This window comes from Paraburkholderia sp. LEh10, from assembly GCF_017814945.1.
Classification (GTDB): Bacteria; Pseudomonadota; Gammaproteobacteria; order Burkholderiales; family Burkholderiaceae; genus Paraburkholderia.
The window spans coordinates 93,970-119,834 of sequence record NZ_JAGIPX010000021.1 but is presented as its reverse complement, the minus strand read 5'-3'; the positions used below and the strand labels follow the sequence as shown (position 1 = coordinate 119,834).

At 63.1% G+C, this 25,865-nt stretch carries 18 protein-coding genes, 4 tRNA genes and 2 pseudogenes; 8 read left to right on the top strand and 16 right to left on the bottom strand.

The genetic code is table 11. From position 1 onward, the window contains the following. Positions 1-11: 11 nt before the first annotated feature. The 5 genes from carB to gloB all read right to left on the bottom strand — a co-directional run bounded on the left by carB (position 12) and on the right by gloB (position 9,126). A complete protein-coding gene (gene carB, locus J8I87_RS19220) occupies positions 12-3,266 on the bottom strand; it encodes a carbamoyl-phosphate synthase large subunit (protein WP_209933313.1) in 3,255 nt (1,084 codons plus the stop codon). Between the two features lie 135 nt (positions 3,267-3,401). Further along, positions 3,402-4,556, bottom strand: coding sequence for a glutamine-hydrolyzing carbamoyl-phosphate synthase small subunit (gene carA / locus J8I87_RS19215; protein ID WP_209933311.1), 1,155 nt, complete (start codon positions 4,554-4,556; stop codon positions 3,402-3,404). A gap of 472 nt (positions 4,557-5,028) precedes the next feature. Further along, positions 5,029-6,273, bottom strand: a complete 1,245-nt coding sequence (locus J8I87_RS19210; protein ID WP_209933310.1) for an MFS transporter — start codon at positions 6,271-6,273, stop codon at positions 5,029-5,031. 223 nt (positions 6,274-6,496) lie between these two features. Beyond that, positions 6,497-8,179, bottom strand: a complete 1,683-nt coding sequence (locus J8I87_RS19205) for a transglycosylase SLT domain-containing protein (protein ID WP_209933309.1) — start codon at positions 8,177-8,179, stop codon at positions 6,497-6,499. A gap of 155 nt (positions 8,180-8,334) precedes the next feature. Further along, positions 8,335-9,126, bottom strand: a complete 792-nt coding sequence (gene gloB / locus J8I87_RS19200) for a hydroxyacylglutathione hydrolase (protein ID WP_209933308.1) — start codon at positions 9,124-9,126, stop codon at positions 8,335-8,337. A gap of 19 nt (positions 9,127-9,145) precedes the next feature. Between gloB and J8I87_RS19195 the strand changes: the two genes are divergently transcribed. The 4 genes from J8I87_RS19195 to J8I87_RS19180 all read left to right on the top strand — a co-directional run bounded on the left by J8I87_RS19195 (position 9,146) and on the right by J8I87_RS19180 (position 11,324). After that, the gene (locus J8I87_RS19195; protein WP_209933306.1) at positions 9,146-9,961 is read left to right on the top strand and encodes a class I SAM-dependent methyltransferase; all 816 of its coding nucleotides are present in this window, start codon (positions 9,146-9,148) and stop codon (positions 9,959-9,961) included. Next, entirely contained in the window at positions 9,958-10,404 is a 447-nt protein-coding gene (gene rnhA, locus J8I87_RS19190) for a ribonuclease HI (protein WP_209933303.1), read from the top strand. Before J8I87_RS19195 ends, rnhA begins: the two co-directional genes overlap by 4 nt. Positions 10,405-10,451: 47 nt before the next feature. Continuing rightward, positions 10,452-11,201 (top strand): DNA polymerase III subunit epsilon, encoded by a 750-nt coding sequence (gene dnaQ, locus J8I87_RS19185; RefSeq protein ID WP_209933302.1) that lies wholly within the window; start codon positions 10,452-10,454, stop codon positions 11,199-11,201. 48 nt (positions 11,202-11,249) lie between these two features. Next, a tRNA-Val gene (locus tag J8I87_RS19180) sits at positions 11,250-11,324 on the top strand. Between the two features lie 209 nt (positions 11,325-11,533). Here the strand turns inward: J8I87_RS19180 and J8I87_RS19175 are convergent. The 3 genes and pseudogenes from J8I87_RS19175 to J8I87_RS19165 form a co-directional block, all read right to left on the bottom strand. Continuing rightward, positions 11,534-11,990 (bottom strand): annotated as a pseudogene (locus J8I87_RS19175) (DUF2214 family protein). 82 nt (positions 11,991-12,072) lie between these two features. Beyond that, positions 12,073-12,930: a hypothetical protein gene (locus tag J8I87_RS19170; protein ID WP_209933300.1), complete on the bottom strand. Its 858-nt coding sequence runs from the start codon at positions 12,928-12,930 to the stop codon at positions 12,073-12,075. A 252-nt stretch (positions 12,931-13,182) separates the two neighbouring features. After that, a complete protein-coding gene (locus J8I87_RS19165; RefSeq protein WP_209933299.1) occupies positions 13,183-14,247 on the bottom strand; it encodes a glycosyltransferase family 4 protein in 1,065 nt (354 codons plus the stop codon). 706 nt (positions 14,248-14,953) lie between these two features. Between J8I87_RS19165 and J8I87_RS19160 the strand changes: the two genes are divergently transcribed. Then, the gene (locus tag J8I87_RS19160) at positions 14,954-16,789 is read left to right on the top strand and encodes an ABC transporter ATP-binding protein (RefSeq protein WP_209933298.1); all 1,836 of its coding nucleotides are present in this window, start codon (positions 14,954-14,956) and stop codon (positions 16,787-16,789) included. Positions 16,790-16,887: 98 nt separating this feature from the next. Here J8I87_RS19160 and otsA read toward each other — a convergent pair whose 3' ends face one another. Both otsA and otsB read right to left on the bottom strand, forming a co-directional pair. Beyond that, positions 16,888-18,312, bottom strand: coding sequence for an alpha,alpha-trehalose-phosphate synthase (UDP-forming) (otsA, locus tag J8I87_RS19155; RefSeq protein ID WP_209933297.1), 1,425 nt, complete (start codon positions 18,310-18,312; stop codon positions 16,888-16,890). A gap of 55 nt (positions 18,313-18,367) precedes the next feature. Continuing rightward, complete coding sequence (gene otsB / locus J8I87_RS19150; RefSeq protein ID WP_209933296.1) at positions 18,368-19,117, bottom strand: trehalose-phosphatase; 750 nt, start codon at positions 19,115-19,117, stop codon at positions 18,368-18,370. Positions 19,118-19,531: 414 nt separating this feature from the next. Between otsB and J8I87_RS19145 the strand changes: the two genes are divergently transcribed. The 3 genes and pseudogenes from J8I87_RS19145 to J8I87_RS19135 all read left to right on the top strand — a co-directional run bounded on the left by J8I87_RS19145 (position 19,532) and on the right by J8I87_RS19135 (position 21,567). Continuing rightward, the gene (locus tag J8I87_RS19145; RefSeq protein ID WP_209933294.1) at positions 19,532-20,167 is read left to right on the top strand and encodes an SCO family protein; all 636 of its coding nucleotides are present in this window, start codon (positions 19,532-19,534) and stop codon (positions 20,165-20,167) included. Between the two features lie 17 nt (positions 20,168-20,184). Continuing rightward, positions 20,185-20,658 (top strand): copper chaperone PCu(A)C, encoded by a 474-nt coding sequence (locus J8I87_RS19140; protein ID WP_209933293.1) that lies wholly within the window; start codon positions 20,185-20,187, stop codon positions 20,656-20,658. Between the two features lie 9 nt (positions 20,659-20,667). Next, positions 20,668-21,567, top strand: a pseudogene (locus tag J8I87_RS19135) (cytochrome c oxidase assembly protein). 12 nt (positions 21,568-21,579) lie between these two features. Here J8I87_RS19135 and J8I87_RS19130 read toward each other — a convergent pair. The 6 genes from J8I87_RS19130 to uvrC form a co-directional block, all read right to left on the bottom strand. Beyond that, positions 21,580-22,092: a GNAT family N-acetyltransferase gene (locus J8I87_RS19130; protein WP_209933292.1), complete on the bottom strand. Its 513-nt coding sequence runs from the start codon at positions 22,090-22,092 to the stop codon at positions 21,580-21,582. A gap of 182 nt (positions 22,093-22,274) precedes the next feature. Continuing rightward, positions 22,275-22,348: transfer RNA gene (locus J8I87_RS19125), tRNA-Cys, on the bottom strand. 140 nt (positions 22,349-22,488) lie between these two features. Further along, positions 22,489-22,564 (bottom strand) — tRNA-Gly (locus J8I87_RS19120). Positions 22,565-22,634: 70 nt separating this feature from the next. After that, positions 22,635-22,710, bottom strand: a tRNA-Gly gene (locus tag J8I87_RS19115). A 137-nt stretch (positions 22,711-22,847) separates the two neighbouring features. After that, the gene (gene pgsA / locus J8I87_RS19110) at positions 22,848-23,438 is read right to left on the bottom strand and encodes a CDP-diacylglycerol--glycerol-3-phosphate 3-phosphatidyltransferase (protein WP_209933291.1); all 591 of its coding nucleotides are present in this window, start codon (positions 23,436-23,438) and stop codon (positions 22,848-22,850) included. A gap of 152 nt (positions 23,439-23,590) precedes the next feature. Next, complete coding sequence (gene uvrC / locus J8I87_RS19105) at positions 23,591-25,831, bottom strand: excinuclease ABC subunit UvrC (protein WP_209933290.1); 2,241 nt, start codon at positions 25,829-25,831, stop codon at positions 23,591-23,593. Positions 25,832-25,865: the final 34 nt, after the last annotated feature.

Here is a 25,865-nt window from a genome sequence, read left to right as displayed (position 1 = left end):
AACCTGAAGCCTTAGTTTAGGCGAGCGTGGAGTCCTTGTAAATCATAGACTTCCAGGTCCTTCAGATAACGCAGGCCCTCGACGGCGGCACGCGCGCCCGACATCGTCGTGTAGTACGTGACCTTTTGCGCCTGCGCGCTCATGCGAATCGAACGCGAATCGGCAATGGCCGCGCGCGTTTCGTCGACGGTCGTGAAGACGAGCGCGATCTCGCCGTTCTTGATCATGTCGACGATGTGCGGACGGCCGTCCTTCACCTTGTTCACGACTCGCACGGGCACGCCCGCCGCTTCGATCGCCGCCGCCGTGCCCTTGGTCGCGACGAGCGGGTAACCCAACTCATGCAGCATACGAGCGACTTCAACGGCCTTCGGCTTGTCGGCGTCCATCACCGTCAGCAGCACCGTGCCCGACTCCGGCAGGCGCGAGCCCGCCGCGAGCTGCGACTTGAAGAGCGCCTCGCCGAACGTGCGCCCGACGCCCATCACCTCGCCCGTCGAGCGCATTTCCGGTCCGAGCACCGGGTCGACGGTCGGGAACTTGACGAACGGGAACACCGCTTCCTTCACACTGAAGTACGGCGGCTCGACTTCCTTCGTCACGCCTTGCTGCACGAGCTTCTGGCCGACCATCGCGCGCGCCGCGATTTTCGCGAGCGGCAGGCTGGTGGCCTTCGACACGTATGGCACCGTGCGCGACGCGCGGGGGTTCACTTCGAGCACGTAGATGACGTCCTGCTTCGAGCCGTCAGCCTGCGGCACCTGCTGGATCGCGAACTGCACGTTCATCAGGCCGACCACGTTCAGCGCCTTCGCCATCGCGCCCGTCTGACGCTTGAGCTCAGCGACCGTCTCCTTCGCCAGCGAGTACGGTGGCAGCGAACAAGCCGAGTCGCCCGAGTGCACACCCGCCTGCTCGATGTGCTCCATCACGCCACCGATGAACACCGTGTCGCCATCCGAAATACAGTCCACATCGCATTCGATCGCGTCGTTCAGGAAGCGGTCGAGCAGCACGGGCGAATCGTTCGACACCTTCACAGCCTCGCGCATATAGCGTTCGAGATCGCGCGGCTCGTGGACGATTTCCATCGCGCGGCCGCCGAGCACATACGACGGACGCACGACGAGCGGATAGCCGATCTCGTCGGCGAGCTTCAGCGCTTCGTCTTCCGTGCGCGCGGTGCGGTTGGGCGGCTGGCGCAGATTCAGTTCTTGCAGCAGCTTCTGGAAACGCTCGCGGTCTTCGGCAGCATCGATCATGTCCGGCGACGTGCCGACGATGGGCACACCGTTCGCTTCGAGATCGAGCGCGAGCTTCAGCGGCGTCTGGCCGCCATACTGTACGATCACGCCGAGCGGCTTTTCCTTGTCGACGATTTCGAGCACGTCTTCGAGCGTCAGCGGCTCGAAGTACAGGCGGTCCGAGGTGTCGTAGTCGGTCGAAACGGTTTCCGGGTTGCAGTTGACCATGATCGTTTCATAGCCGTCTTCGCGCATCGCGAGCGCCGCGTGCACGCAGCAGTAGTCGAACTCGATGCCCTGGCCGATCCGGTTCGGGCCGCCGCCCAGCACCATGATCTTCTTGTTGTTCGTCGGATTCGCTTCGCACTCTTCCTCGTAGGTCGAGTACATGTAGGCCGTCTTCGTCGCGAACTCAGCCGCGCAGGTATCGACGCGCTTGTACACGGGGCGCACGTTCAGCTCGATACGGCGCTTGCGCACGTCGGCGCCCGTCGCGCCGACCAGCTTGGCCAGGCGGCGATCCGAGAAGCCGCTCTGCTTCAGATAGCGCAGCTCTTCCTTCGTGAGGCTCGCGAGCGTGCGGCCTTCGAGCGCCTTTTCCTTGCGCACGATTTCTTCGATTTGCGCGAGAAACCACGGGTCGATCGACGTTTCCTCGAAGATTTCCTGCTGCGTGAGGCCAAGGCGGAATGCATCGCCGACATACCAGATGCGGTCCGGGCCTGCTTCGCCGATCTCGCGAATCACTTCGTCGCGGCTCGTGGTTTTTTCATCGAGACCGTCGACGCCGACCTCCAGACCGCGCAGCGCCTTCTGGAACGACTCCTGGAACGTGCGGCCGATCGCCATCACTTCACCGACCGACTTCATCTGCGTGGTCAGGCGCGGATCGGCTTCGCGGAACTTCTCGAATGCGAAGCGCGGAATCTTCGTGACGACGTAATCGATGGTCGGTTCGAACGATGCTGGCGTCTGGCCGCCCGTGATTTCGTTCTTCAGTTCATCGAGCGTGTAGCCGACGGCGAGCTTCGCCGCGACCTTCGCGATCGGGAAGCCCGTTGCCTTCGACGCCAAAGCGGACGAACGCGACACGCGCGGATTCATTTCGATCACGATCATCCGGCCGTCGTTCGGATTGATCGAGAACTGGACGTTCGAGCCACCCGTGTCGACGCCGATCTCGCGCAGCACCGCGAGCGATGCGTTACGCAGGATCTGATATTCCTTGTCGGTGAGCGTCTGCGCCGGCGCGACGGTGATCGAGTCGCCCGTGTGGATGCCCATCGGGTCGAGGTTTTCGATCGAGCACACGATGATGCAGTTGTCCTTCTTGTCGCGGACCACTTCCATCTCGTACTCTTTCCAGCCGAGCAGCGACTCTTCGATCAGCAGTTCGCGCGTCGGCGACAGATCGAGACCGCGCTTGCAGATCTCTTCGAATTCTTCGCGGTTGTACGCGATGCCGCCGCCCGAGCCGCCGAGCGTGAATGACGGACGGATCACGATGGGGTAACCGCTGCCGCCCGTGAACGCGGCGATTTCCGCGTGCACAGCCATCGCTTCTTCCATCGAATGCGCGATGCCCGACTTCGCCGAGCCGAGGCCGATCTTCGTCATCGCGTCCTTGAACTTCTGACGGTCTTCGGCCTTGTCGATGGCTTCCGGCGATGCGCCGATCAGCTCGACGTTGTATTTTTCCAGCACGCCATGGTGATGCAGATCGAGCGCGCAGTTCAGCGCGGTCTGGCCGCCCATCGTCGGCAGGATCGCGTCCGGGCGCTCCTTCGCGATGATGCGCTCGACCACTTCCCACGTGATCGGCTCGATGTACGTGACGTCGGCCGTGTTCGGGTCGGTCATGATCGTCGCCGGATTGCTGTTGACGAGAATGACCTTGTAGCCTTCCTCACGCAGCGCCTTGCACGCCTGCGCGCCCGAGTAGTCGAACTCGCACGCCTGGCCGATGATGATGGGACCCGCGCCGATGATGAGGATGCTCTTGATGTCTGTCCGCTTGGGCATAACGCTCTCGCTAATGTATTCCTGAGTTCTTACCGTTGGCGCGCCGGCGGTGTGCCGTTCGGGCCGGACCGTTTGGTCTGTGCCGAACGGCGTCGCGGGGCGCGCTCTTTCCCGTCGCTGTTCGCGAGCTGCTGATTATGCCGCTGCCGACTTGTTGCCCTTCGCCTGATCCATCAACGCGGTGAAGCGGTCGAACAGATAGGCGATATCGTGCGGGCCGGGCGATGCTTCCGGGTGGCCCTGGAAGCAGAACGCCGGCTTGTCGGTCAGCGCGAAGCCTTGCAGCGTGCCGTCGAACAGCGACACGTGCGTGACCTTCGCGTTGGCGGGCAACGTGTCGGCGTCGACCGCGAAGCCGTGGTTCTGCGACGTGATCACGACGCGGCCGTCGTCGAGGTCCTTCACGGGATGGTTCGCGCCGTGGTGGCCCGTCTTCATCTTCATCGTCTTCGCGCCGACGGCGAGGCCCATGATCTGATGGCCAAGGCAGATGCCGAACGTCGGGATGCCGCGCTCGATGAACTCGCGGGTGGCCGCAATCGCGTAATCGCACGGCTCCGGGTCGCCGGGGCCATTCGACAGGAAGATGCCGTCCGGACTGAGCGCGAGCGCGTCGGCGGCCGTGGCTTGCGCCGGCAGCACCGTGACCTGGCAGCCGCGCTCCGCCAGCATCCGCAGGATGTTGTACTTCACGCCGTAGTCGAATGCGACGACACGATAGCGCGGCGCGTTCTGCATGCCATAGCCGCTGCCGAGACGCCATTCCGTCTGCTTCCATTCGTACGGCTTTTGCGTGGACACGACTTTCGCGAGGTCCATGCCGGCAAGACCGGGGAACGAGCGCGCGAGTTCGATTGCCTGCGCCTCGTCATCCGAGCCTGCGAGAATCGCGCCGTTCTGCGCACCCTTGTCGCGCAGCACTCGCGTGAGCTTGCGGGTGTCGATACCGGCGATCGCGACGACGCCTTCCGCGTTCAGATAATCCGGAAGCGAGCGCTCCATGCGGAAGTTCGACGCGAGAACGGGCAGATCACGGATGATCAGACCGGCGGCATGGACTTTCGTGGCTTCGACATCTTCGGCGTTCACACCGACGTTGCCAATGTGCGGGTACGTCAGCGTGACGATCTGGCGCGCGTAGCTGGGGTCGGTCAGGATTTCCTGATAGCCGGTGATGGCCGTATTGAAGACGACTTCGCCGATGGTATGACCGGGCGCGCCGATCGAGTAACCACGAAAGACCGTGCCGTCGGCGAGCGCGAGCAGAGCGGGAGAAAATGACGGCAACACGGGAGACTCCTTGGGGGAGCACCCTGTTGCCGACCTGTCTATCCGACCGTGCGGGCCGCGGCGAGGCGCATCGGACGATGCGCGCGCAGGCTCGCTCGCGTGTCGCTGTTCGCGGTGAGTCGCATCGGGCGCCGCGGAGCTGGCAGTCGGCCCATCGTGTAGGCGGACTGGCTGGTTGCGGACCGCGGGCGACGTAGCCGGCGTGGATTCACTGACGAAGACACCCGGGCTACAAACCGGGACTACAAACGAATCGCGGCGGATGAACGGTGTGTGAGAGGTAGGCGCTAGGGTGCGGGTTGATAAGCTCAAACTTTGAAATTATAGCCTGAAACGACCCCTCTCTTCAATCCGAGATGGGCCGCGAAGGGCCGGACGCAGCCCGATCGAGCGTCGCGGGCACGTGGTGCTTGCCGCGGGAACTGCCGGCGAGGCGCCTGCCGCTCGATATCAGGATACGCGCAAGCGAGCCCTACGGCAGGTGCTCGGCGTGGACGTGTGACGGCGCCTTCGCCAGCGCCCGGCTCGGCAGCACGTACCAGACGGCACTGGCCAGTTGCAGCGCGACGAGAATGCCCCACGCGGTCAGGTGCGCAACGGGCGGATAGTGCCCATCGACGGCCGTCCAGTGCGACAGGACAGCACCCACCCCAATCTGAAAGCCGAAGATCAGCAGGAAGATGATCAGCGTCAGCGTTGTATTGGCGCGGCCGATCAGATGAGGCGGAAAATGGCGCGCGAGCACCGCATAGCTCAGGATGCCGACCCCGCCGAAAATTCCGTAAGCGACCCACAGCAGCCCAGCCGGCAATGGCGCGCGCAGCATGATGAGCAGTTGCGTGACCACGAAGAGCGCCATACCGATGCCGCAAAACGCATACAGCGACAGCCCGCGCCGCTCCATGCTGCGCGCCGCCGCGCCGAAGCCCACGCAGCCGGCCATCATCGCAAAGCCCAGCACCGACACGAACGCCGCGGCCTCGTGCGACTGAAAGCCCGACACATCTCGCAGCCACGCACCTACCCACAGCGACTGCATCGCGTAAAACGCGCCCTGCGTGACGACCGAAAATGAAGCGATTTTCCAGAACGCCGCGCTGCGCAGGATGTGCCACGTGCCCTTGAACTGGCCGACGAGGCTCGCCTGATGATGGATTTCATTCTTTTCTGGAGCGAACGCCCACAGCATTGCCGCCACCACGATCGTCAGGACCACGAGCGCAAGACAGATCGCCCGCCAGCTCGCGAACGTCAGCAGCCAGGTCAACGGCGAACCGACCACGACGCCGCCCAGACCGCCGACGGCCATCACGAGCCCGTTCATCAGCGGCAGGCGTCCCACCGGGAAATATTGCGCAAGCGCCTTGAACGCCGCCCCCAGACACACCGACACGCCGACGCCAATCAGAAGCCGCCCCACCATCATCGCGCCGACGCCGTGCGCCGTGCCGAACATGCCGATGCCGGCAGCGGCGAAGAGCAGCATGCCTGCCGCCACACGACGCGGACCGTAGTGATCGAGCAAAACACCAGCGGGCAGTTGCGCGCCCGCAAAGCCGAGGAAATACAGACTGGTCAGCAAACCGAGATCGGCGGCCGTCAACGCGAGCTCACGCGTGATCAGCGGCGCAAAGCCGAGATTCACGCCACGAAACACGTACGAGACGAAGTAACCGGCGGAGAACAGGAGAAAAACGCGAAGCGGCGGCGAGAACATGAGGCATCGGCAAGATAGCCCGGCGGGCCCGAGGGTGAACGATAGCGGAATATTTCTACCGTGTCGCAAGACCGTGTGCGACGTGCGGGAATGCGTCGGCGGAAATGAAAAACGCCGTCACTCAATGTGACGGCGTTCTGGAAGAGGAGAGATCGGAGCGCACTTCATGTGCTGCCCCCGCAGCACATGTTCGGTCATCCTCGAAAGGCTGCTTGTTGTTTGCTTACCCCTTCCGCGCGTTGGCCGCGACTTTCTGGCGGCTACCCGTCTCGGCTTTCGACGCCTTGCCGGACGATTCCGTCGAAACCTTCGTCACCTTGCCCTTCGCAGCAGTGGACTTGCTGGACTTGCCAACCGGTTCCGACACCTTGGCCACGCTCGAATGGCCGCGGCCCCGTTTTTTATCGTAGCGCGATTCGGATTTCGTGTCTGCGGCCTGGGCAGTGACCTTTTCGACGCCACCGCCAACGGGAACCGTCGCCAGCTTCTGCGGGCCTGGCTCGCTCGGCATCGTCTTGCCGACGGGCACGTGCAGCACGATCACCTGGCCCGGCATCACGAGATCGCGCTTCGTCCGGTTCCACGCCTTTAGTTGACCGACCGACACGTCGTAACGGTCCGCGATCATCGCCATCGACTGCTTGCGGCGCACGCGGATCAGCATCTTGCGCGTGTCGGGCACATCCGGCTCGATCGCGAGCACGGCGCTTTCGGCGACGTCCGCGCTGATGTCTTCGTCGTCATCGTCGGCGCGCGGCACGACGATCGTCGAGCCCGGCTTCAGGCGCATGCCGGCCGGAATCTTGTTGACGGCCATCAGCGTGTCGGCATCGACGCCAATCTTTTCCGCAAGCGCCGCCGGACGCGAGCGCTCCGTCACGGTGTAGGTCGTCCAGGACGACAGCGAGCCCGTGTACGACTTGAGATTGCGCTCGAATGCGCTGGCATTGTCGAACGGCAGCAGGATCTGCGGCTGGGTCGCCCCCAGAATGACGGGCTTCTTGAACGACGGGTTCAGCGAGCGGAACTCATCCGGCGTCATGTTCGCGAGCTTCGCGGCCGTATCGACGTCGATATCGTGCGAGGTCGTCACCGTCACGAAGTACGGGTGATTCGGAATGGACGGCAGCGCGAGCCCGTACACCTGCGGGTTGATCACGATGTTCTTGACGGCCTGCAGCTTCGGCACGTAATTGCGCGTTTCCGACGGCATGCGAAGGCTTTGATAGTCGGTTGGCAAGCCCGCCGCCTCATTGCGCGCGATCGCGCGCTGCACGTTGCCCTCGCCCCAGTTGTACGCGGCGAGCGCCAGATACCAGTCGCCGAACATATCGTGCAGACGCGACAGATAGTCGAGCGCGGCGCTAGTCGACGCGAGCACGTCGCGGCGCTCGTCCTGCCACATGTTCTGCTTGAGGTTGTATGTGCGGCCCGTGCCCGGCACGAACTGCCACATGCCCGCCGCCTTCGCGACCGACAGCGCCTGCGGGTTGTAAGCAGACTCGATGAACGGCAGAAGCGCGAGCTCCGTCGGCATGTGGCGCGCTTCGAGTTCTTCGACGATGTGATACAGGTACTTTTGCGACCGCTCGGTCATGCGCTGGACATAATCCGGGCGCTGCGCATACCAGTTCGCCTGCATGTCGACCAGGTCGCTTTGCAGATCGGGCATCTGGAAACCACGACGGATACGGCCCCACAGATCGCTGTCCGCGCTCGTCAGTTGAGCGACGGAACCCTGGTCTACGTTGATCGTTTCTTTGGCGGTGGCTGTCCTGCGGAGAGCGTCGGCTACGGCTTGCTGGTTAGCGGGGTTGGAAGCGCTGGAAAGGGTGTTCGTCGTTGGCCCCTGGCTCGCACACGCGGCGAGCGTCAGGACCAGCAACGCGCTAAGGATGAATCTCATGAACGTCTCGGCTTCCAAAGGGGCTGGAATTTGCAGCCGATAGTACGAAAGTGCGCCGTTTCCGTCAATCAGAATAATGTGAAAAACGTAGCCAAATCTGAGGCTTGGCGTTTCTTTCTACGATTCGGGTGAGCATACCCCCATACGCTCCCAGGTTAGCGGAACCTGTTCTTCCATTCGCGCATCAGCGTGAAAGCGGTCAGCCGGTCGGGCACCGTCTCGTGCAACTGCTCGGCGAGCGTCGCCTGAACGGCCGGCTCGCCCGCGCGCAAAAACGGGTTGACGTCGCGCTCGTGGGCGATCGTCGTGGGCAGCGTCGGAACCTCGCGCGCGCGCAGGGCCGTCGCTTCGTCGCGCCACGCTTGCAGCTTCGCGTTGCCCGGCTCGCAAGCGAGCGCGAAGCGGATGTTCGACAGTGTGTATTCGTGCGCGCAATGCACTTGCGTTTCTCCCGGCAGCGCGGCGAGCGCGTCGAGTGATTTGAGCATCTGCGCGGGCGTGCCTTCGAACAGACGCCCGCAGCCGCAGGCGAACAGCGTGTCGCCGCAGAACACGTGAGGCGTGCCGCGCGGGTCGGCCGCCTGGAAGTACGCTATATGGCCACTCGTATGTCCGGGCACATCCAGAATTGTGAAATCGAGCGATGGCGCGTCGATATGCACCGTATCGCCCTGTTCAAGACGCGTGGTCAGATACGGAATCGCTTCTGCGGCGGGGCCGTAGACGGGTACAAGCTGGCCATCCAGCAGATCGGCCACTCCGCCGACGTGGTCGGCATGATGGTGGGTGAGTAAAATAGCGTTCAGCCGCCATCCCCGTTTTGCCAGATAGGCCTTGACCGGGGCGGCGTCGCCCGGATCGACGGCCACGGCATGGCGGCCGTCCGACACGACCCAGATGTAATTGTCATCAAACGCCGGGACAGGGACGTACTCGAGCGAATTCATAGGCGACGCATTCTTCAACATGTCTGACCGATCGATTATAGACTGGCCGGCCTGGACCCACTCCCCTCCCGGTCGCTATGTGTTGGAGTGGGAGCAGGCGCAGCTCGACCGCGTCGTGTCCGACGTGTTCGGCTATCACGCGCTGCAGCTGGGTCTGCCACAGCTCGACGCGCTGCGCGAGAACCGGATGCCCTGCCGCGGGCTCGTGCTCGACGCCGAGAGCGGCGCGAGCGCACCGTATACGTTTCCGCGCGGCGGCGCGGGCGGCCAGTCCGAGCGCCACGCGCCGCCGGGACGCAGCGCCGTCTGGTGCGATCTGCTCGACTTGCCGTTCGAGGCTCAAAGCGTCGACCTGATCGTGATGCCCCATACGCTGGAGTTCACGCACGACCCGCACCGGCTGTTGCGCGAGGCCGAACGTGTGCTGATGCCGGAAGGCCAGTTGATCATCCTGGGTTTCAATTCGCTGTCGCTGTGGGGCGCGCGGCAGTCGTTCGGCAAGGTCGCGGACCGACCGTTCGTGCCCGCGGCGCACGATCTGATCGCATTCACCCGCCTCAAGGACTGGATCAAGCTGCTCGGCTTCGACCTTGATCGCGGCCGCTTCGGCTGCTATCGTCCGCCCCTCGTCGGCGAAAAATGGCTGTCGCGCTATCAATTCATGGAAGCGGCCGGCGACCGCTGGTGGCCGATCTTCGGCGCCGTCTACATGGTTACTGCGATCAAGCGCGTGCGCGGCATGCGCCTCGTCGGTCCGCTGAAAGTCAAGAAGCCGGTGCTGGCGGCCGGCCTCACCCCCGCCGCCACGCCCAATACACGCAACAACACACAATGAGTTCTGACCAGATCGAAATTTTCACCGACGGAGCCTGCAAGGGCAATCCCGGCCCCGGCGGCTGGGGCGCGCTGCTGCGCTATGGCGCGCAGGAAAAAGAGCTGTTCGGCGGCGAAGCGAACACGACGAACAACCGGATGGAACTGATGGCCGTGATCGCCGCGCTCGAAGCGCTGAAGCGCCCATGCAAAGCCGTCGTGCACACGGATTCCCAGTATGTCCAGAAAGGCATCAGCGAATGGATCCACGGCTGGAAGAAGAAAAACTGGATGACGGCGGCGAAGGCGCCCGTGAAGAACGCCGACCTCTGGAAACGGCTCGACGCGCTCGCGCAGCAGCATGAACTGGAGTGGCGCTGGGTCCGGGGCCACGCGGGTCACCCGGAGAACGAACGCGCCGATGAACTCGCGAATCGCGGCGTAGCGAGCCTCTCCGATCTCTGACGGCTTCCAGCTTTTACACGCATCAACACAGGCAGACAAACTCCGACATGCGTCAAATTATCCTCGATACGGAAACGACGGGACTGAATGCGAGAAGCGGCGACCGCATCATCGAAATTGGCTGCGTCGAGCTGATCAATCGCCGGCTGACGGGCAACAACCTGCACTTTTATGTCAACCCCGAGCGCGACAGCGACCCGGGCGCGCTGGCCGTCCACGGCCTGACGACAGAGTTCCTGAGCGACAAGCCGAAGTTCGCGGAAATCGCCGACGCGCTGCGCGATTTCGTCAAGGACGCGGAAATCATCATTCACAACGCGCCGTTCGATATCGGCTTTCTCGATGCCGAGTTCTCGCTGCTCGGTCTGCCGCCGTTCACCGAGCATTGCGGCGAGGTGATCGATACGCTCGTGCGGGCGAAGTCGATGTTCCCCGGCAAGCGCAACTCGCTCGACGCGCTGTGCGACCGCTTCGGCATCAGCAACGCGCACCGGACGCTGCACGGCGCGTTGCTCGACTCGGAACTGCTCGCCGAGGTGTACCTCGCGATGACGCGCGGCCAGGAAAGCCTCGTAATCGACATGATCGGCGAAGCGGCGTCGGGTGGCGCCGGGGGCGCGAAAGGCGTGAAGCTCGACACGCTCGAACTCATCGTGCTCCCCGCCACCGACGATGAGCTCGCCGAACATGAAGCGCTGCTCGACGGGCTCGACAAGTCGCTGAAGGGAACCAGCGTATGGCGCATGCAGCCCATGGCGGAAGACGCATCGGCAACCGCCGATACGCAAATCGCTTAAAAAGTACTTGTCGAAGCCGAAAAGACCTGACATAATGCACAGCTCTTCGGGTGGTTAGCTCAGCGGTAGAGCACTGCCTTCACACGGCAGGGGTCACTGGTTCGATCCCAGTACTACCCACCAGATTCGAAGAAAAGAAGGCCCGGACGGAAACGTTCGGGCCTTTTTCTTTTGCCTTCGCTTTTGCTTCTTTGCCGCTTGCTTCGCGGCATCCCCGATCTCGTTGCATATCCGCGTTCGCTTCGCTCAAACGGATCGGCACACGCGTCACCCTCGCCGTCCGCCGCACTGCCGGCGGCGTCCCGTGGCCTCGCCGACAGCGCCGGCACGAATCAGGACGTACTCGCCCCGACGCCGCGCGCCATGCCCGACGCGGCAAAGACCATTACGACCAGCAGAATGGATTGCCAATGGCCGATGCGCGCAAAGCGTCCGGCGCGCGACAGGTCCGGCGTATCGCCTTTCCTTTCGGCGATACGCCAGCGGATCAGCGTCATCATCGGCGCGACTTCGAGAATCAGGATCAGCACGAGCGCCGCCATCTTGATATGAAAGAGCGGTTCGTGAAGATAGTAATCCGCGCCCTTCTCCAATCCGCCGAACACGCGCATCAAGCCCGTGACGATCAGAATGACGGCCGTGACACCCCAACCGTTATCCGCGAGAAAGACGCGCGACAAATCCGCCTGCCCGGAGAGCCGGCGCAGCGCCCGTGTGCGCGCGATGATTGACGCGCGCGAACCCATAACCCAGCAGATGAACAGCGGCCAGCAACCAGCGAATCAGCATGGACACCTCCGTGAACGATGCGAAGCGGTTGATTCCGCGGAAAGACGGCGACTGTGCGGGCTGACGCCGCACGCGGGAAGGCTCAAGCCTGGCGGAGGCTGGCGTCGAGCGCCCTCGCTGCGACTCGATCGCCTTCCGTCGAAAGCACCGCGCGGAATACGGTTTGCCGGTTATGGCCCGCGGCGGCAGGCGAATCCCACATTAACTCGACCTGCGGGCGGCGCAGCAGGCCGCCGACGCCCGCGCGCTCGAGCGTCGTGTGGCCGTTCGCGATGGGCGGCATCGTTGCCGGCTGCGCGCCGGAAAGATCGACTGTGGGCGCCGCGCGCACGACTCCTGCCGTGCCCCGCGCGACGTCGGGCCAGCGCAACGAGAGTTCACGCGCGTCGTATTGGCCGACCTTGCGGCTCTCAGCCCAGACGATCGCCGTACGCGTGACGGCGTCGACCGAAATCGCATAGCGGCCGATCGCGAAGCGGCGTGCGGCGATATTCGTGCGCCACAGCGCGCGCGGCCGGCAGATCCAGACGACGACGGCATACAGCGTCGGCGCGGCGATCAGCCAGCCATTGGTCGCGGCGACCGCGTTGAACGCGCGCCGCCAGCCCGCCGCCCACACGAACGCGCCGACCGACCAGACGGCGAACAGCAGGCCGAGAAAAGCGAACAGGCGCAGCGCCTGGCGAAGCCACTGGGGCAGCGGATGGAACGGCCGCTCGGCTCGCGCCTTCGCGCCGGGCAGAAAGATCAACAGAAACAGGAAGACGAGATTGATGCACGCCCACGGTGACGACGCCATCGCCTGAAGCGCCGTCAGCGGCTCCATATCGCCCATCGAAAAGAGCCAGCGAGCCAGGATTACGAGACCGATGGCGCGAAGCGCGAACATCGTGCCGGCGCCTGGCGCCGCGCTCGCTCGCGTCTGTTTCGTTCTCGCCAAAGCACTCTCCTCATATCGACGGGCCGCGCCGGATTTGCGGCACGGCCATTATAGGGATATTACGGATTCGTCTCACGGTTGAAGGCACGGGAATGCACACTTTCGGCTCATTGAGTCGCCGTCGTGCATCGACGTGCAGCGCAAATGCAACAACGCCCCGCATGTTCGACACATGCGGGGCGTTGTCGTGACTTTCGAAGGCCGCAATGGACGCTTGCGAGCGCGCCGTTAACGGCCCCTCGACAGCGGCGATCAGCCTGCGTTGACTTCGCGCAGCACCGTACGGCGCTTCGCGCGCAGCAGCTCTTCGTACGTCGCCAGATAGTTCTGCGCCATCACCTTCGACGAGAAGCGCGCTTCGAATGCCTTGCGCACCTGCGCGCGCGGCAGTTGATCGAGACGCTTGACGGCGGCGACAGCGCTGATTTCGTCTTCGACGACGAAGCCCGACACACCGTTTTCGATCACTTCCGGCACCGAGCCGCGCTTGAATGCGATCACGGGCGTGCCGCACGCCATCGCCTCGATCATCACCAGACCAAACGGCTCCGGCCAGTCGATCGGGAACACCAGTGCGTGCGCGTTGCCGAGGAACTCGCGCTTTTCGGCTTCGCCGATTTCGCCGATGTACTCGACGTGCGGCAGCGCCATCAGCGGCTTGATCACTTCTTCGTAATAGGCGCGGTCGGCCTTGTCGATCTTGGCGGCGACCTTGAGCTTCATGCCTGCCTGGCCGGCGATGCGGATCGCGCGGTCAAGGCCCTTCTCCGGCGAGACGCGGCCGAGGAATGCGAGGTAGCCCGGCTCGACGTTGGGAATCGGCGTGAGCACGTTTTCCGGCAGGCCGTGGTACACGGTCGACAGCCAGTTGGCCTGTTGCAGCGGCTGGCGCTGGTTGTCCGAGATCGATACGACGGGCACGTCGCTGAACGTGTTGAAGACGGGCTGCAGTTCGGGCAGATCAAGACGGCCGTGCATCGTCGTCAGGAACGGCACCGGCTGGCGCGCGAACAGCGAGAACGGGTAGTAGTCGATGTGAAAGTGCAGCACGTCGAATTCGTCGGCGCGGCGGCGCACTTCTTCGAGCAGCAGCATGTGCGGCGCCATCACGTCGCGAATCGTCGGGTCCAGACGCAGTGCCTGCGGCCAGAATGCTTCGAGCTTGGCGGAGGTTTGCGAATCGCCACTCGCAAAAAGCGTCACGTCATGTCCCAGCTCGACCAGCGCTTCCGTCAGGTACGACACCACGCGTTCGGTGCCGCCGTAGAGCTTGGGAGGAACCGCCTCGTGCAACGGAGCGATTTGAGCGATTCGCATAATGAAGAACTCCTCGTAAAAAATCAGGCAAAAAGACTGCGGTTTGGTAAAAGCGACTTCGCTTGCTCGCCAGGGTGCCCGGTTCGGCACGCAGCGTAGGCTGCACCGGGCACGAGCCTGATTCGTTCGAGAAATTCCTGCGATGGATCGCTTGATAAGACGCCAGACTGGTCTGTGTCAAAGTCTGTCTCCAGCCGTAAACGCGGCATATGAACGGACGTTGACAAACTGTCAGAATTTCCCTGACCCGACCGAGCATGCATTATCAATGCCCGTCCGACGGACCGGCCCCGAACATTTCAAAGTCTTTACGTTGTTACAAACGGGAAACACTTCGCAAACCCTTGTTTTCTAAAGACGTTCTACATTAGGAGCCCTGCATCGGCATTGGCGCCGAAAGCCGTTCGACGATGGTCAAACATGACCGTCGGCAAGAGCGAAACATCGCTTCGGCGGTTTCGTATGCAATTTGTAATTATATCTTGAAATATTCCGCCGCTGGCGTGAACCCTCTTGACCCACGATGGGTCCAGCCGGGGAAACCTTACCGGTACGTGTGGCGAAAATAATCGCGCCCCCAATGCTCTTACCGCCATGCGAAATGGCTTTTGCATGTTTACAATGCGGGGCCTACGCTGGTGTTACGAGCCGTTCCAGGCACAGCCGTTGCACGATCTGAACCCGACTCAAACCGACAAACGAACAATTGGAACATCTGACCATCGCCCAGCGAAACGCCCATAACGCAAAGCTCTCGGGCTATGCGAACCGGCCGCTTGCGTTCCTTTTCCGCTATATCCAACGCCATCCCGTCGCCCACCTGATCGTCCTGTGCAGCGTGTTCGCCGCTGTGGGCTGCGCGCTCGCGTCGCAATATGCGATCAAGCATCTGATCGACGTGCTCGCCGCCGGCCGCAATCATCCGGGGGCGCTGTGGGCTGCGTACGCGATCCTCGTCGGCCTGATCGCCTCCGATAATATGCTGTGGCGGGTCGGCGGCTGGGTCGCCGCGCATACGTTCGTGGCCGTCACGGGCGACCTGCGCAAGGATCTCTTTCAGTACCTAAGCGGCCATTCGCCGACCTATTACGCCGAGAAGCAGCCGGGCACGCTGGCGAGCCGGATCACAGCGACGGCCAACGCGGTCTACACAGCCGAGAATACGACGGCGTGGAACGTGCTGCCGCCGTGCATCGCCGTGGCGGGTGCGATCGTGATGATCGTCTCGGTCAACCCGCTGATGGCACTGGGACTGCTGAGTTGTTCGGCCGTGCTGTCCGTCGTGCTCTACAAGCTGGCCGGGCGAGGCTCGGCGCGGCATCACACTTTCGCGGCGAAAGCGGCCGCCGTCGACGGCGAACTCGTCGACGTGATCGGCAACATGGGCCTCGTACGCGCCTTCGGCATGACGTTCCGCGAACAGAAGCGCTTTGGCGCAACCGTGAAGTCCGAAATGGACGCGCGCCAGCAAAGCCTGCTGTATCTGGAAAAGCTGCGGCTGCTGCATGCGGTGATCACGGCGCTGCTGTCGGCGGGGCTGCTCGGCTGGGCGCTGTGGTTGTGGACACAGGGCAAGGCCACCTCCGGCGACATCGTGCTCGTCAGCTCGCTCGGCTTCACGATTCTGCACGGCACGCGCGATCTGGCCGTCGCGCTCGTCGACGTGACGCAGCACGTGGCGCGTCTGGCCGAAGCCGTGAAGACGCTGCTCGAACCGCACGGCATGCCCGATCGCAACGACGCGGGCGAACTGGTGCCGCAAGGCGGCCGCGTGACCTTCGACAAGTTGACGTTTGCCTATCCAAAGCGCCGCGCGATTCTCGATCACTTCGATCTGGATATTCCGGCGGGCCAGCGCGTGGGACTGATCGGCAAGTCGGGCGCGGGCAAGTCGACCGTGCTCGCGCTGCTGCAGCGCTTTTACGAACCGCAGGGCGGACGCATCCTGATCGACGGCCAGGACATCGCCACCATCACGCAGGAAAGCCTGCGCCGGGCGATCGCGCTGGTGCCGCAGGATATTTCGCTGTTCCACCGCACGATCTACGAGAACATCGCGTACGGGCGTCCGGACGCATCGCGCGACGAAGTGATCGCCGCCGCGCGCGACGCCCGCTGCACGGACTTCATCGAGGCGATGCCGGAAGGCTTCGATACGATCGTCGGCGACCGCGGCGTGAAGCTGTCGGGCGGCCAGCGGCAGCGCATCGCGATTGCGCGCGCGATCCTGAAGAATTCGCCGATCCTGCTGCTCGACGAAGCGACGTCGGCGCTCGACAGCGCCTCCGAGGAAGCGATCCAGAAGGCGCTCGACCGTCTGATGGTAGGCCGCACGGTCATCGCGATCGCGCACCGCCTGTCGACGCTGCACAACTTCGATCGCATCATCGTGATGAGCCAGGGCAAGGTGATCGACGACGGCAGTCCCGAAGAGCTGCGCAACCGCCCGGGCCTATATCGCGATCTGCTGTCCAAGCAGTTCGGCAAGCATTCGACGCTGCATGTCGGCGGCAAGAAGCTCGACGAGCAGCACGTGGCGTGACGCCACGTCGTTCAGACGCAAATAGAAAAGCCGCTTCGAATCGAAGCGGCTTTTTGCTTTTTACGGGATCGGCTGGCTACCGCCGCGACACGCGCGCGTTATCCCGCGGCAGTCTCCTGCGCGGCGGGCGCCTGCACATCGAATGTCGTCTGCAGGTCGCGCATGAAGTTGTCGCGCCACACGGACACGTTGTTCTCGCGCAGTTGCGCCATCATGTCTTCGTAGCGCGCCTTGCGTTCCGCAAGCGGCATCGAAAGCGCCGCGCCGAGCGCATCCGCCATGCCGTCGATATCGACGGGATTGACGATCAGCGCGCCCGTCAACTCCTGCGCCGCGCCCGCGAAGCGTGACAGCACCAGCACGCCCGGGTCTTCCGGGTCTTGCGCCGACACATACTCTTTCGCAACGAGATTCATCCCGTCGCGCAGCGGCGTCACGTAGCCGACGTGCGCGGTCCGGAACAGCGCCGCGAGCACGGGCCGCTCGTACTGTCGATGGATGTAGCGGATCGGCGTCCAGTCGAGTTCGGCGAAACGCCCATTGATGCGCCCCGACTCGCCTTCCAGCTGCAAACGGATTTCCTGATAGGCGTGCAGATCGGAACGCGTCGGCGGTGCGATCTGCAGGAACGACACCTTGTCGCGATACGCGGGCACATGCTCGAGCAGCCGCTCGAACGCGCGGAAACGCTCGACCAGCCCCTTCGAATAATCGAGCCGGTCGACGCTCATGATCAGCTTGCGCGCATGCAGTGTCGCCTCGATTGTGCGCACCGGCTTGTCGCCCTCGCCGGCCCTCGCGAGCTCGGCGATCTCGTCCGGATACACGCCGATCGGATACGCAGCGGCGCGCAGCGTGCGGCCAAATGCGCGGACGACACTTGGCCCTTGCGCCGATGCATCGATGGAGCCGCCTGCCTCGCTGACGATGTAGTCGCAAAACGCGCGCAAATCGGGTCCCGTCTGGAAGCCCAGCAGATCGAATGAGCAAAGCGCCTCGACGAGTGCACGATGCGGCGGCACGGCAAGCAGCACTTGCGCGGCCGGAAACGGAATGTGTAGAAAAAACCCGATGCGGTTTTGCACGCCCGCCGCGCGCAAAGCCTGTGCGAACGGAATCAGATGATAGTCGTGAACCCAGATCACATCGTCTTCGCGCAACAACGGCACGAGTTGTTGCGCGAGCCACCGGTTCACGCGGCAATAGCCCTCGAAATCATGCCGGTCGAACTGCAGCAGATCCGGACGATAGTGAAACGCAGGCCATAGCGTCGCGTTCGAAAAGCCGCGGTAGTACTGGTCGTAGTCGCGGCGCACGAGACCAATGGTCGCGAACGTCACGGGCCCGCGCTCCTCGAGCTTGATCTGCGGCTGGCCCGAGCCGAGCACGTCGCCGCTCCAGCCGAACCACATGCCGCCCGTTTCCTTCAGCGCGTCGTAGACGCCGACAGCAAGGCCGCCCGCCGCCGGACCGCCTTCCGAGATCGGCGCGACACGGTTCGATACGATGATCAGGCGGCTCATGATGCGACCTTCCCCGTCCGGACAAAAAGCCGCTTGCAATGATGAGCGGGCGTCATCATACGTTGCGCGCCGCTGTGACGATTTCCGCCAGCCACGCGAGCAGCGCGCTCACCGAGCCGATGCGCGCGCCCGCGATCGTGTCGCCGGCGCCTACCTTGATCGACAGCCCACCGTGTTCGTTGACGACGGCGAAGCCCTTTTCATCGGTGAGATCGTCGCCGGCGAATACGGGCGTGCGGCCCGCGAACGGCGGCTCGTCGAGAAACGCGCGCAGCGCGCGGCCCTTGTCGACATCCTTCGGCTTGATTTCGTAGACCATCTTGCCCGGCTGCAACACATAGGCGTCCGGGAAGTCGGCCACGAGCCGGCTCGTCGCTTCGCGCGCAACCGGCTCGCGATCGGGCGCGTTGCGATAGTGCAATGCAAGCGCCGCGCCCTTGATCTCCAGCAGCGTGCCGGGGTTCGCATTGACGATGTCGGCAAGCACCTGCTCCATGCGCAACAGGCGCTCGTCGTTAAAACCGATGCGCTGCGTGTCGCCATTCGCGTCGCGCCGCTCCGCGCCGTGCAGGCCCGCAATGGGCAGATCGGGCATGCCGAGAAACTGGTCGATGCTCTCAATGCCGCGCCCCGACACGATCGCCACCGCGCCGCCCGTCAGCCGCCGCAGTTCGTCGAGCAAGGCGATGGCCTGGGGTTGGACCAGCACGCCATCGGGCGTCGGCGCCAGATCGACGAGCGTGCCGTCGAAGTCGAAGAAAAATGCCGTCTCCGTCGGAGACAAAAATGCCGGAAGTGCTTGCATCGGTTTACATAGCCTCTCAGCCGCTTGCAGCCGGAAAAGTGTGCGCATCTTACCGCGCATCGGTCATTTTTTCGAGAAAGGAAGTTTCTGTGCCGCGCGCGCACGGGCAACCTGGCCGTCCAGCGAACCGACGGATTCAAATCCCGCACAATCCGGCTTCAGCCGCCTTTCACGCCTTGCGGCATATTGACTCGCTTTCCACCTCTGCACATCCCTCGTAGGTCCACGGTACAACGGCCCGCATAAAATTGCGATAGAGTCGCGACGGCGCCCGTCGTGGAATAACGTTGCTCACCAACGTGTAACGCCGAGCGCGGCGCAGTTTTCGTATTGGTTCGTGCATTGGTTCGCGTATCAGTTCGAGTCTCGCATTGGATCGAGTCGTCGCAACCGCCTTTGTTCCCGACAGCACGGATGGTCCTCTTGCCTCTCGTTGCCTCATACGTTCCTATGCGACGGCGCTTCGTGGCGCTGGGCGTCGCGCTGTGCGCGGGGCTCGGCATCGCGGGCTGTTCGCATCGAGGCGGCCCGTGGCAGTTGACGGACGTGAGCGGCCATCTGCCGGACCTCGATTTCACGCTGACGGGCGACGACGGCCGCCTCGTTACGGCCGATACGCTCAAGGGGCGCGCGTCGCTGGTTTACTTCGGCTATACGCATTGCCCGGACGTTTGCCCGGAAACGATGGGACGCCTGATGCAAGTCATCGGCAAGCTCGGGCCGGATGCGCAGAATGTGCGCATCCTGTTCGTCAGCGTCGATCCCGCACGCGATACGCCGAAAGCCTTGCATGACTACGCCGGCGCATTCGATTCTCAGCATGCGCGCGGCCTGACGGGCACAGATGCGCAGATCGAGCAGTTGGCGAGGCACTACCGCGTCGCATATCAGATGGAGAAGCGCGATCCGAACGGCAACTATGAAGTGACGCATAGCTCCGCCGTCTATATCTTCGACGTGCGGAATCACGCGCGGCTGCTCGCCACCGACCACGATACGCCCGACGTCATCGCCGAAGACGTGCGACGTATCATTGAAAACCACTCCTGATTTCTCACAGGTTCGCCATGACACAACAATTCAAAACGCTTTCGAAAATCGTCGCTTGCGCCGCCGCTTTTGCTTTCGTCGCCACGGGCAGCATCGGCGCGCGTGCAGCTGACAGCAAGTCCGCCGTTGCCGTGCAAAACGCGTGGGTCCGCTGGTTGCCGAACAACCTGCCCGCAGCCGCCTACGTGACGCTGACCAACTCGAGTGACAAGCCGATCGATCTCGTCGACGTGTCGAGCACCGACTACGGCAGCGCGATGCTGCACCAGACCGTGTCCAACGGCTCGACGCAAAAGATGGTGATGGTCGACAAGCTGACCGTGCCCGCGCATGGCCAGGTCTCGATTGCACCAGGCGGCTATCACGTGATGCTCGAAGACGCGAAGCACAAGATCGCGCCCGGCGACACCGTCCATCTGAAGCTGCAATTTTCCGACGGCGAAACACTCGACGCGCCGTTCGCCGTCAAGTCCCCTGCCCAGGGCAAGTAGCGCCGTGCAATGAACCTGCTCCACTGGCTCGAACCATGGGAGCGTCGCCGACTGTCGTGATCGTGATCCTGGCCGCCGCGCCGCTGTTCGTGCGCGGCGCGCACAAGGCGAAGGTATCGGCCGCGCGGCAACTGTCGTTCTGGTTCGGGCTGGTGGCGCTCTACGTCGCGCTGCATACACGGCTTGACTATTTCTTCGAGCATGAGTTCTGCATGCATCGCGCGCAGCATCTGGTGCTGCATCATCTCGGGCCGTTCTTCATCGCGCTGTCGTATCCGGGCGCGGCCATGCGCGCGGGCATTCCGTTCGAATGGCGGCAGCGCTTTCTACGGCCCGCGTTGCAAACGCGCTGGGAGCGCCGAACGCTGGACGTGCTGTTTCATCCCGTCGTCGCCGTCGTTCTGTTCGTTGGGCTGATCTATTTCTGGCTGCTCTCGCCGGTTCACTTCGTCGCGATGCTCGACTGGCGGCTGTATCGCGTGATGAACTGGAGCATCGTGATCGACGGACTGATGTTCTGATGTTCTGGTGGCTCGTGCTCGATTCGCGGCCCGCGCCGCCCGCGCGGCTGTCGCCGGGGCGCCGCATTCTGATGGTCGTCGCCGCCATTCCTTCGCAGATCGTGCTCGGGGCGTTCATCTTTTTTTCGCCGCGTGAGCTGTATCCCGTCTATTCGATTTGCGGGCGTGCGTTCACGTGGCTCAGTCCGATGCGCGATCAGCAGATCGGGGGCTATTGCTGTGGATTCCTGGTTCGATGATGAGCGTGATCCGCGCAGTGCTCGCACTAAGACACTGGATGAGACTCTCTTCGCGTGCGCGCCTTCGCGATGAAAAGCGCGAGATGGCGACAGCGTTCGTTCAGGCTCAAGCATCATCATCGCGTGCGCTGCACGCGAACCAGCATTGAGACGGCGTTAGATCAGCCAGCGCCTCGGGCAGAACGCATCCAGATATGCGGGATGCCGTCCTCTTCGTGCACTTCCCCAATCGGCTCGAAGCCGAACGAACCATAGAATGCCTGCAGATGCGCCTGCGCATGCAGGCGCACGGGTGTGCCCGGCCACTGCGCGCCGATATGGCCCAGCGCCCTTTCGAGCATCGCATTGCCCAACCCTTGACCACGGAAGTCCGCTGTCGTCAGCACGCGGCCGATACGGATGTCGGTATCGCCGGCATCGGGCAGCAGCACGCGCAGATAGCCGGCCAGTGCCGGACGCATGCCGGATTCGTGCGCGCCATAAGCGAGCAGATGCCATGCTTCCGTATCCAGTCCGTCGACATCGCCATACAGACAATTCTGCTCGATCACGAACACGGCCGCGCGAGCCGCGAGCATGTCGTAGACCTCGACGTTCGTCAGATCGCCGAACGCCTTCCAGTGCCAGTCGATATGCGGAGTCTCTTTGCTGACGGTTTGTTGCTGCTCGGTCATGACGTATTCGACAAGAAAGAAGGTGCGATGAAAACCATCCGGTCGATTATGCCGCGACGATCGGACGATGACGAGAGGGGCACGCGGCGTGTTCGTCGACTGAAGCGAGACGACGCATCATGCGCGAACGCGCGTAGCCGAAAAAAGAAAAGCCCCGACATGTCGGGGCTTTTCTTTGCTTCTGGAGGCGCGAACCGGAGTCGAACCGGTCTAAACGGCTTTGCAGGCCGCTGCATAACCGCTTTGCTATCGCGCCGAAAGCGGACTGCTGAACCGCATTCAGTTGCATCTGCAACGGTTCGCAGATTTGTGTGCGCTGGCCTTATGGCCAGTCTTTTCTTCGCTGCCCCTACCGGAGCATCAAACAAAAAGGGAAGCACTGCTTCCCCCTGTGTCTGGAGCGGGAGACGAGTCTCGAACTCGCGACCTCAACCTTGGCAAGGTTGCGCTCTACCAACTGAGCTACTCCCGCATGAATCTGCTGCACTACTACCGCAACAGCGTCGCGCTTACTGCCTGCCACAAAACGCTGCTTCAAAATCTGGAGCGGGAGACGAGTCTCGAACTCGCGACCTCAACCTTGGCAAGGTTGCGCTCTACCAACTGAGCTACTCCCGCGTTTTGCTTCTGCTTTTCCCCAGTGTTTCGCGCTGCTTGTTAGTGCGTGCACCGGAGAAACGAGATTATGTAGAAGCTTCCGAATCGTGTCAACTCTTTTTGTACGAGAGAACGAAAAATCTGCTGATACCGTTCCTTCACGCCATGCCGCCGCGCTCGCGAATCTGTGGCCACGCAAGCTTCATGTAGTACAGCATCGACCAGATCGTGAGGAACGCAGCGAGGTAGATGAGCCAGAGACCCCACACGCGCGTATCGATCGAAAACGCGCCGAGCGACAGCGGGCCATAAAACAGCAGCATCGGAATCGCGATCATCTGGCAGGCCGTCTTGAACTTGCCGAGCGAATTCACAGCGACGCTCTTCGATGCGCCGATCTGCGCCATCCATTCGCGCAGCGCCGAGATAGCGATCTCGCGGCCGACGATCACGAGCGCAATCGCCGAATCGAGCCGCGTCAGTTGCACGAGCACGAGCAGCGCGGCCGTCACCATCAGCTTGTCGGCGACAGGATCGAGGAATGCACCGAACGCAGACGTCTGATTCCATTTGCGCGCCAGAAAGCCGTCGAACCAGTCCGTCAACGCGGCGAGGATGAAAATCGTCGCGGCGGCCAGATTGCGGTGCGCCGGGCTGAGCATCATGTCCGGCAGATAGAACACGCCCACGACAAGCGGTATCAACACGATCCGCAGCCATGTCAGAAAGATCGGAAAATTAAACGGCATGGGGCAGGCGCTACGTTCTGAAATAAGAGATGAAGTGCAATTGTGCCGGTTCACCGGACGAGCCACAAGCAACGCTCCCGGCGGCGGGGCGCAAATACCGCGCACGCCCGCGCCTCGACTTCCGACGCGCCGGCGCGGCGTTCAGCCACGCATCAGTGCAACTGTCGATAAATCTGCTCGGCCAGCGCACGAGAAATGCCTTCGACGCTCTCGAGATCCTCGACGCTCGCCGCCACCACGCCGCGCAAGCCGCCAAAGCGCGCGAGCAGCCGCTGACGCCGTTTTGCGCCGACGCCTTCCAGTTCCTCCAGCCGCGATGTCTGCCGCGTCTTGCCGCGCTTCGCGCGCATGCCCGTGATCGCGAAGCGGTGCGCTTCATCGCGGATCTGCGCGACGAGCATCAGCGCGGCGCTTTCCTTGCCGAGTTCGAGCGGGGTCCGGCCGTCCGCGAACACCAGCGTCTCGAGACCCACCTTGCGCCCCTCGCCCTTCGCGACGCCGACGAGCATGCCGAGGTCCAGCCCGAGCTCGTTGAACACCTGGCGCGCGATTTCGATCTGCCCCTTGCCGCCGTCGATCAGCACGATGTTCGGCAGCAAGCCGCCCGCGGCGACGGGTTCCGCGCCTTCAGGCGTCATGGCCGGGTCGGCGGCCGCTTCGGGTTGCAGTTCGGCGGCTTCGTCGTTCGCGTTTGCCGCGGCCTGCGCGACCATCTTCTCGTAGCGGCGTGTGAGCACCTGGCGCATCGCCGCGTAATCATCGCCGGGCGTGATGCCCGTGATGTTGTAGCGCCGGTATTCGGACGACTGCATCTTGTGATGGTGATAGACGACGCACGACGCCTGCGTCGCCTCGCCCATCGTGTGGCTGATGTCGAAGCATTCGATGCGCAGATGCGCGAGGTCTTCGCATTCGAGCGACAGCGTGTCGGCGAGCGCACGCGTGCGCGACTGCTGCGAGCCTTGCTCCGACAACAGACGAGCGAGCGCAATCTTCGCGTTCTGCTCGGCCATCGCGAGCCACGCGCGCTTCTGGCCTTGCGGCTGACGCAGCAGCGTGACCTTGTGCCCCGCCTGCTCGATCAGCAGATCGACGAGTTCGCGGCTGGCGGGCGCGTGGCTGACCACGAGCACGGGCGGCACACGGTTGCCGAGATAATGCTGCGCGATGAAGGCCTCGAGCACCTCGGCTTCGATGCCGGGCGCCGCACGCCGCTTGTCGCCGCTAACGGCGGAGTCTTCCGATGCTTCGAGGCTTTCGTCTGCATCGCTTTCATCTGCGGCGACTTCGTCTGCATCGCTTTCGTCTGCGGCGATTTCCTCTGCGGCGATTTCGTCCGCGCGCCCGGGCTCATCCGTTTGCGCATTCAACTCCGCTTCGATATCAGCCAGTGAAGACGTCTGTATCGTGCCGGCTTGCCCGGCGTCTTCGAGACCGCCCTCTTCCGCGGTCAGCGCGCTTTCGACATGCGCGGGGAAGTAAGCCTTGTCGCCCAGATGCCGGCCGCCGCGCACCATCGCGAGGTTCACGCAAACGCGCCCGCCGAGCGCGACGACGGCCAGAATATCGACGTCGCTATCGCCGCCCACTTCGATGGCCTGCTGATGCAGCACCGTCGACAGCGAACTCATCTGATTACGCACGGCCGCCGCCTGCTCGAACTTCAACTCGCTTGCGAACGCATGCATCTTCTGTTCGAGCTCCTTCATCACTTCCGTCTGTCGTCCGAGCAAGAAACGCGATGCGTTGGACACATCGCGTGCGTAATCCTCTTCGCTGATCGCGCCGACGCACGGCGCCGTGCATCGTCCGATCTGATGCAACAGACAAGGACGCGTGCGATTGTTGAATACGGAATCTTCGCAAGTGCGCAGCTGGAACACACGCTGCAGGATCTGAATGCTCTCACGCACCGCCCACGCGCTCGGAAACGGCCCGAAATACTGGTTCTTCTTATCGACCGAGCCGCGGTAATACGCCATGCGCGGAAACTGATGGCCTGTCAGTTTGAGATACGGATATGACTTGTCGTCGCGAAACAGAATGTTATAGCGCGGCGCCAAAGCCTTGATGAGATTGTTCTCAAGCAACAGTGCTTCCGCTTCCGAACGCGTGACGGTCGTTTCGATCTTCGCGATACGCGTGACCATCATCGCGATGCGCGGCGACAGCAGCGTCTTCGTGAAGTAGCTCGACACGCGCTTTTTCAGGTCGCGCGCCTTGCCGACGTACAGGACGGCACCCTGCCCGTCGTAATAGCGATAGACGCCGGGCATATGCGGCAACTGGCGCAGCACCTTTTTCGGGTCGAATTCTTCGGCGACGGCGCCGGCGCCGGACGCGCTGGACTTGGTGGCGGCAGCGGATGCCTGAGAGGGATCGGATCGGGTCATGCAGAATCGGGCCGGGCGCCGCGCGCAGTCGGCG

Excerpts from the sequence above, each read along its gene's own strand:
- J8I87_RS19140 (WP_209933293.1), top strand. The coding sequence starts at position 20,185 with ATGACACAACAATTCAAAACGCTTTCGAAAATCGTCGCTTGCGCCGCC.
- otsB (WP_209933296.1), bottom strand. The coding sequence starts at position 19,117 with ATGCAAGCACTTCCGGCATTTTTGTCTCCGACGGAGACGGCATTTTTC.
- otsA (WP_209933297.1), bottom strand. The coding sequence starts at position 18,312 with ATGAGCCGCCTGATCATCGTATCGAACCGTGTCGCGCCGATCTCGGAA.
- pgsA (WP_209933291.1), bottom strand. The coding sequence starts at position 23,438 with ATGCCGTTTAATTTTCCGATCTTTCTGACATGGCTGCGGATCGTGTTG.
- gloB (WP_209933308.1), bottom strand. The coding sequence starts at position 9,126 with ATGAATTCGCTCGAGTACGTCCCTGTCCCGGCGTTTGATGACAATTAC.
- dnaQ (WP_209933302.1), top strand. The coding sequence starts at position 10,452 with ATGCGTCAAATTATCCTCGATACGGAAACGACGGGACTGAATGCGAGA.
- uvrC (WP_209933290.1), bottom strand. The coding sequence starts at position 25,831 with ATGACCCGATCCGATCCCTCTCAGGCATCCGCTGCCGCCACCAAGTCC.
- carB (WP_209933313.1), bottom strand. The coding sequence starts at position 3,266 with ATGCCCAAGCGGACAGACATCAAGAGCATCCTCATCATCGGCGCGGGT.
- J8I87_RS19195 (WP_209933306.1), top strand. The coding sequence starts at position 9,146 with ATGTCTGACCGATCGATTATAGACTGGCCGGCCTGGACCCACTCCCCT.
- J8I87_RS19145 (WP_209933294.1), top strand. The coding sequence starts at position 19,532 with ATGGTCCTCTTGCCTCTCGTTGCCTCATACGTTCCTATGCGACGGCGC.
- rnhA (WP_209933303.1), top strand. The coding sequence starts at position 9,958 with ATGAGTTCTGACCAGATCGAAATTTTCACCGACGGAGCCTGCAAGGGC.
- J8I87_RS19165 (WP_209933299.1), bottom strand. The coding sequence starts at position 14,247 with ATGCGAATCGCTCAAATCGCTCCGTTGCACGAGGCGGTTCCTCCCAAG.
- J8I87_RS19130 (WP_209933292.1), bottom strand. The coding sequence starts at position 22,092 with ATGACCGAGCAGCAACAAACCGTCAGCAAAGAGACTCCGCATATCGAC.
- J8I87_RS19205 (WP_209933309.1), bottom strand. The coding sequence starts at position 8,179 with ATGAGATTCATCCTTAGCGCGTTGCTGGTCCTGACGCTCGCCGCGTGT.
- J8I87_RS19210 (WP_209933310.1), bottom strand. The coding sequence starts at position 6,273 with ATGTTCTCGCCGCCGCTTCGCGTTTTTCTCCTGTTCTCCGCCGGTTAC.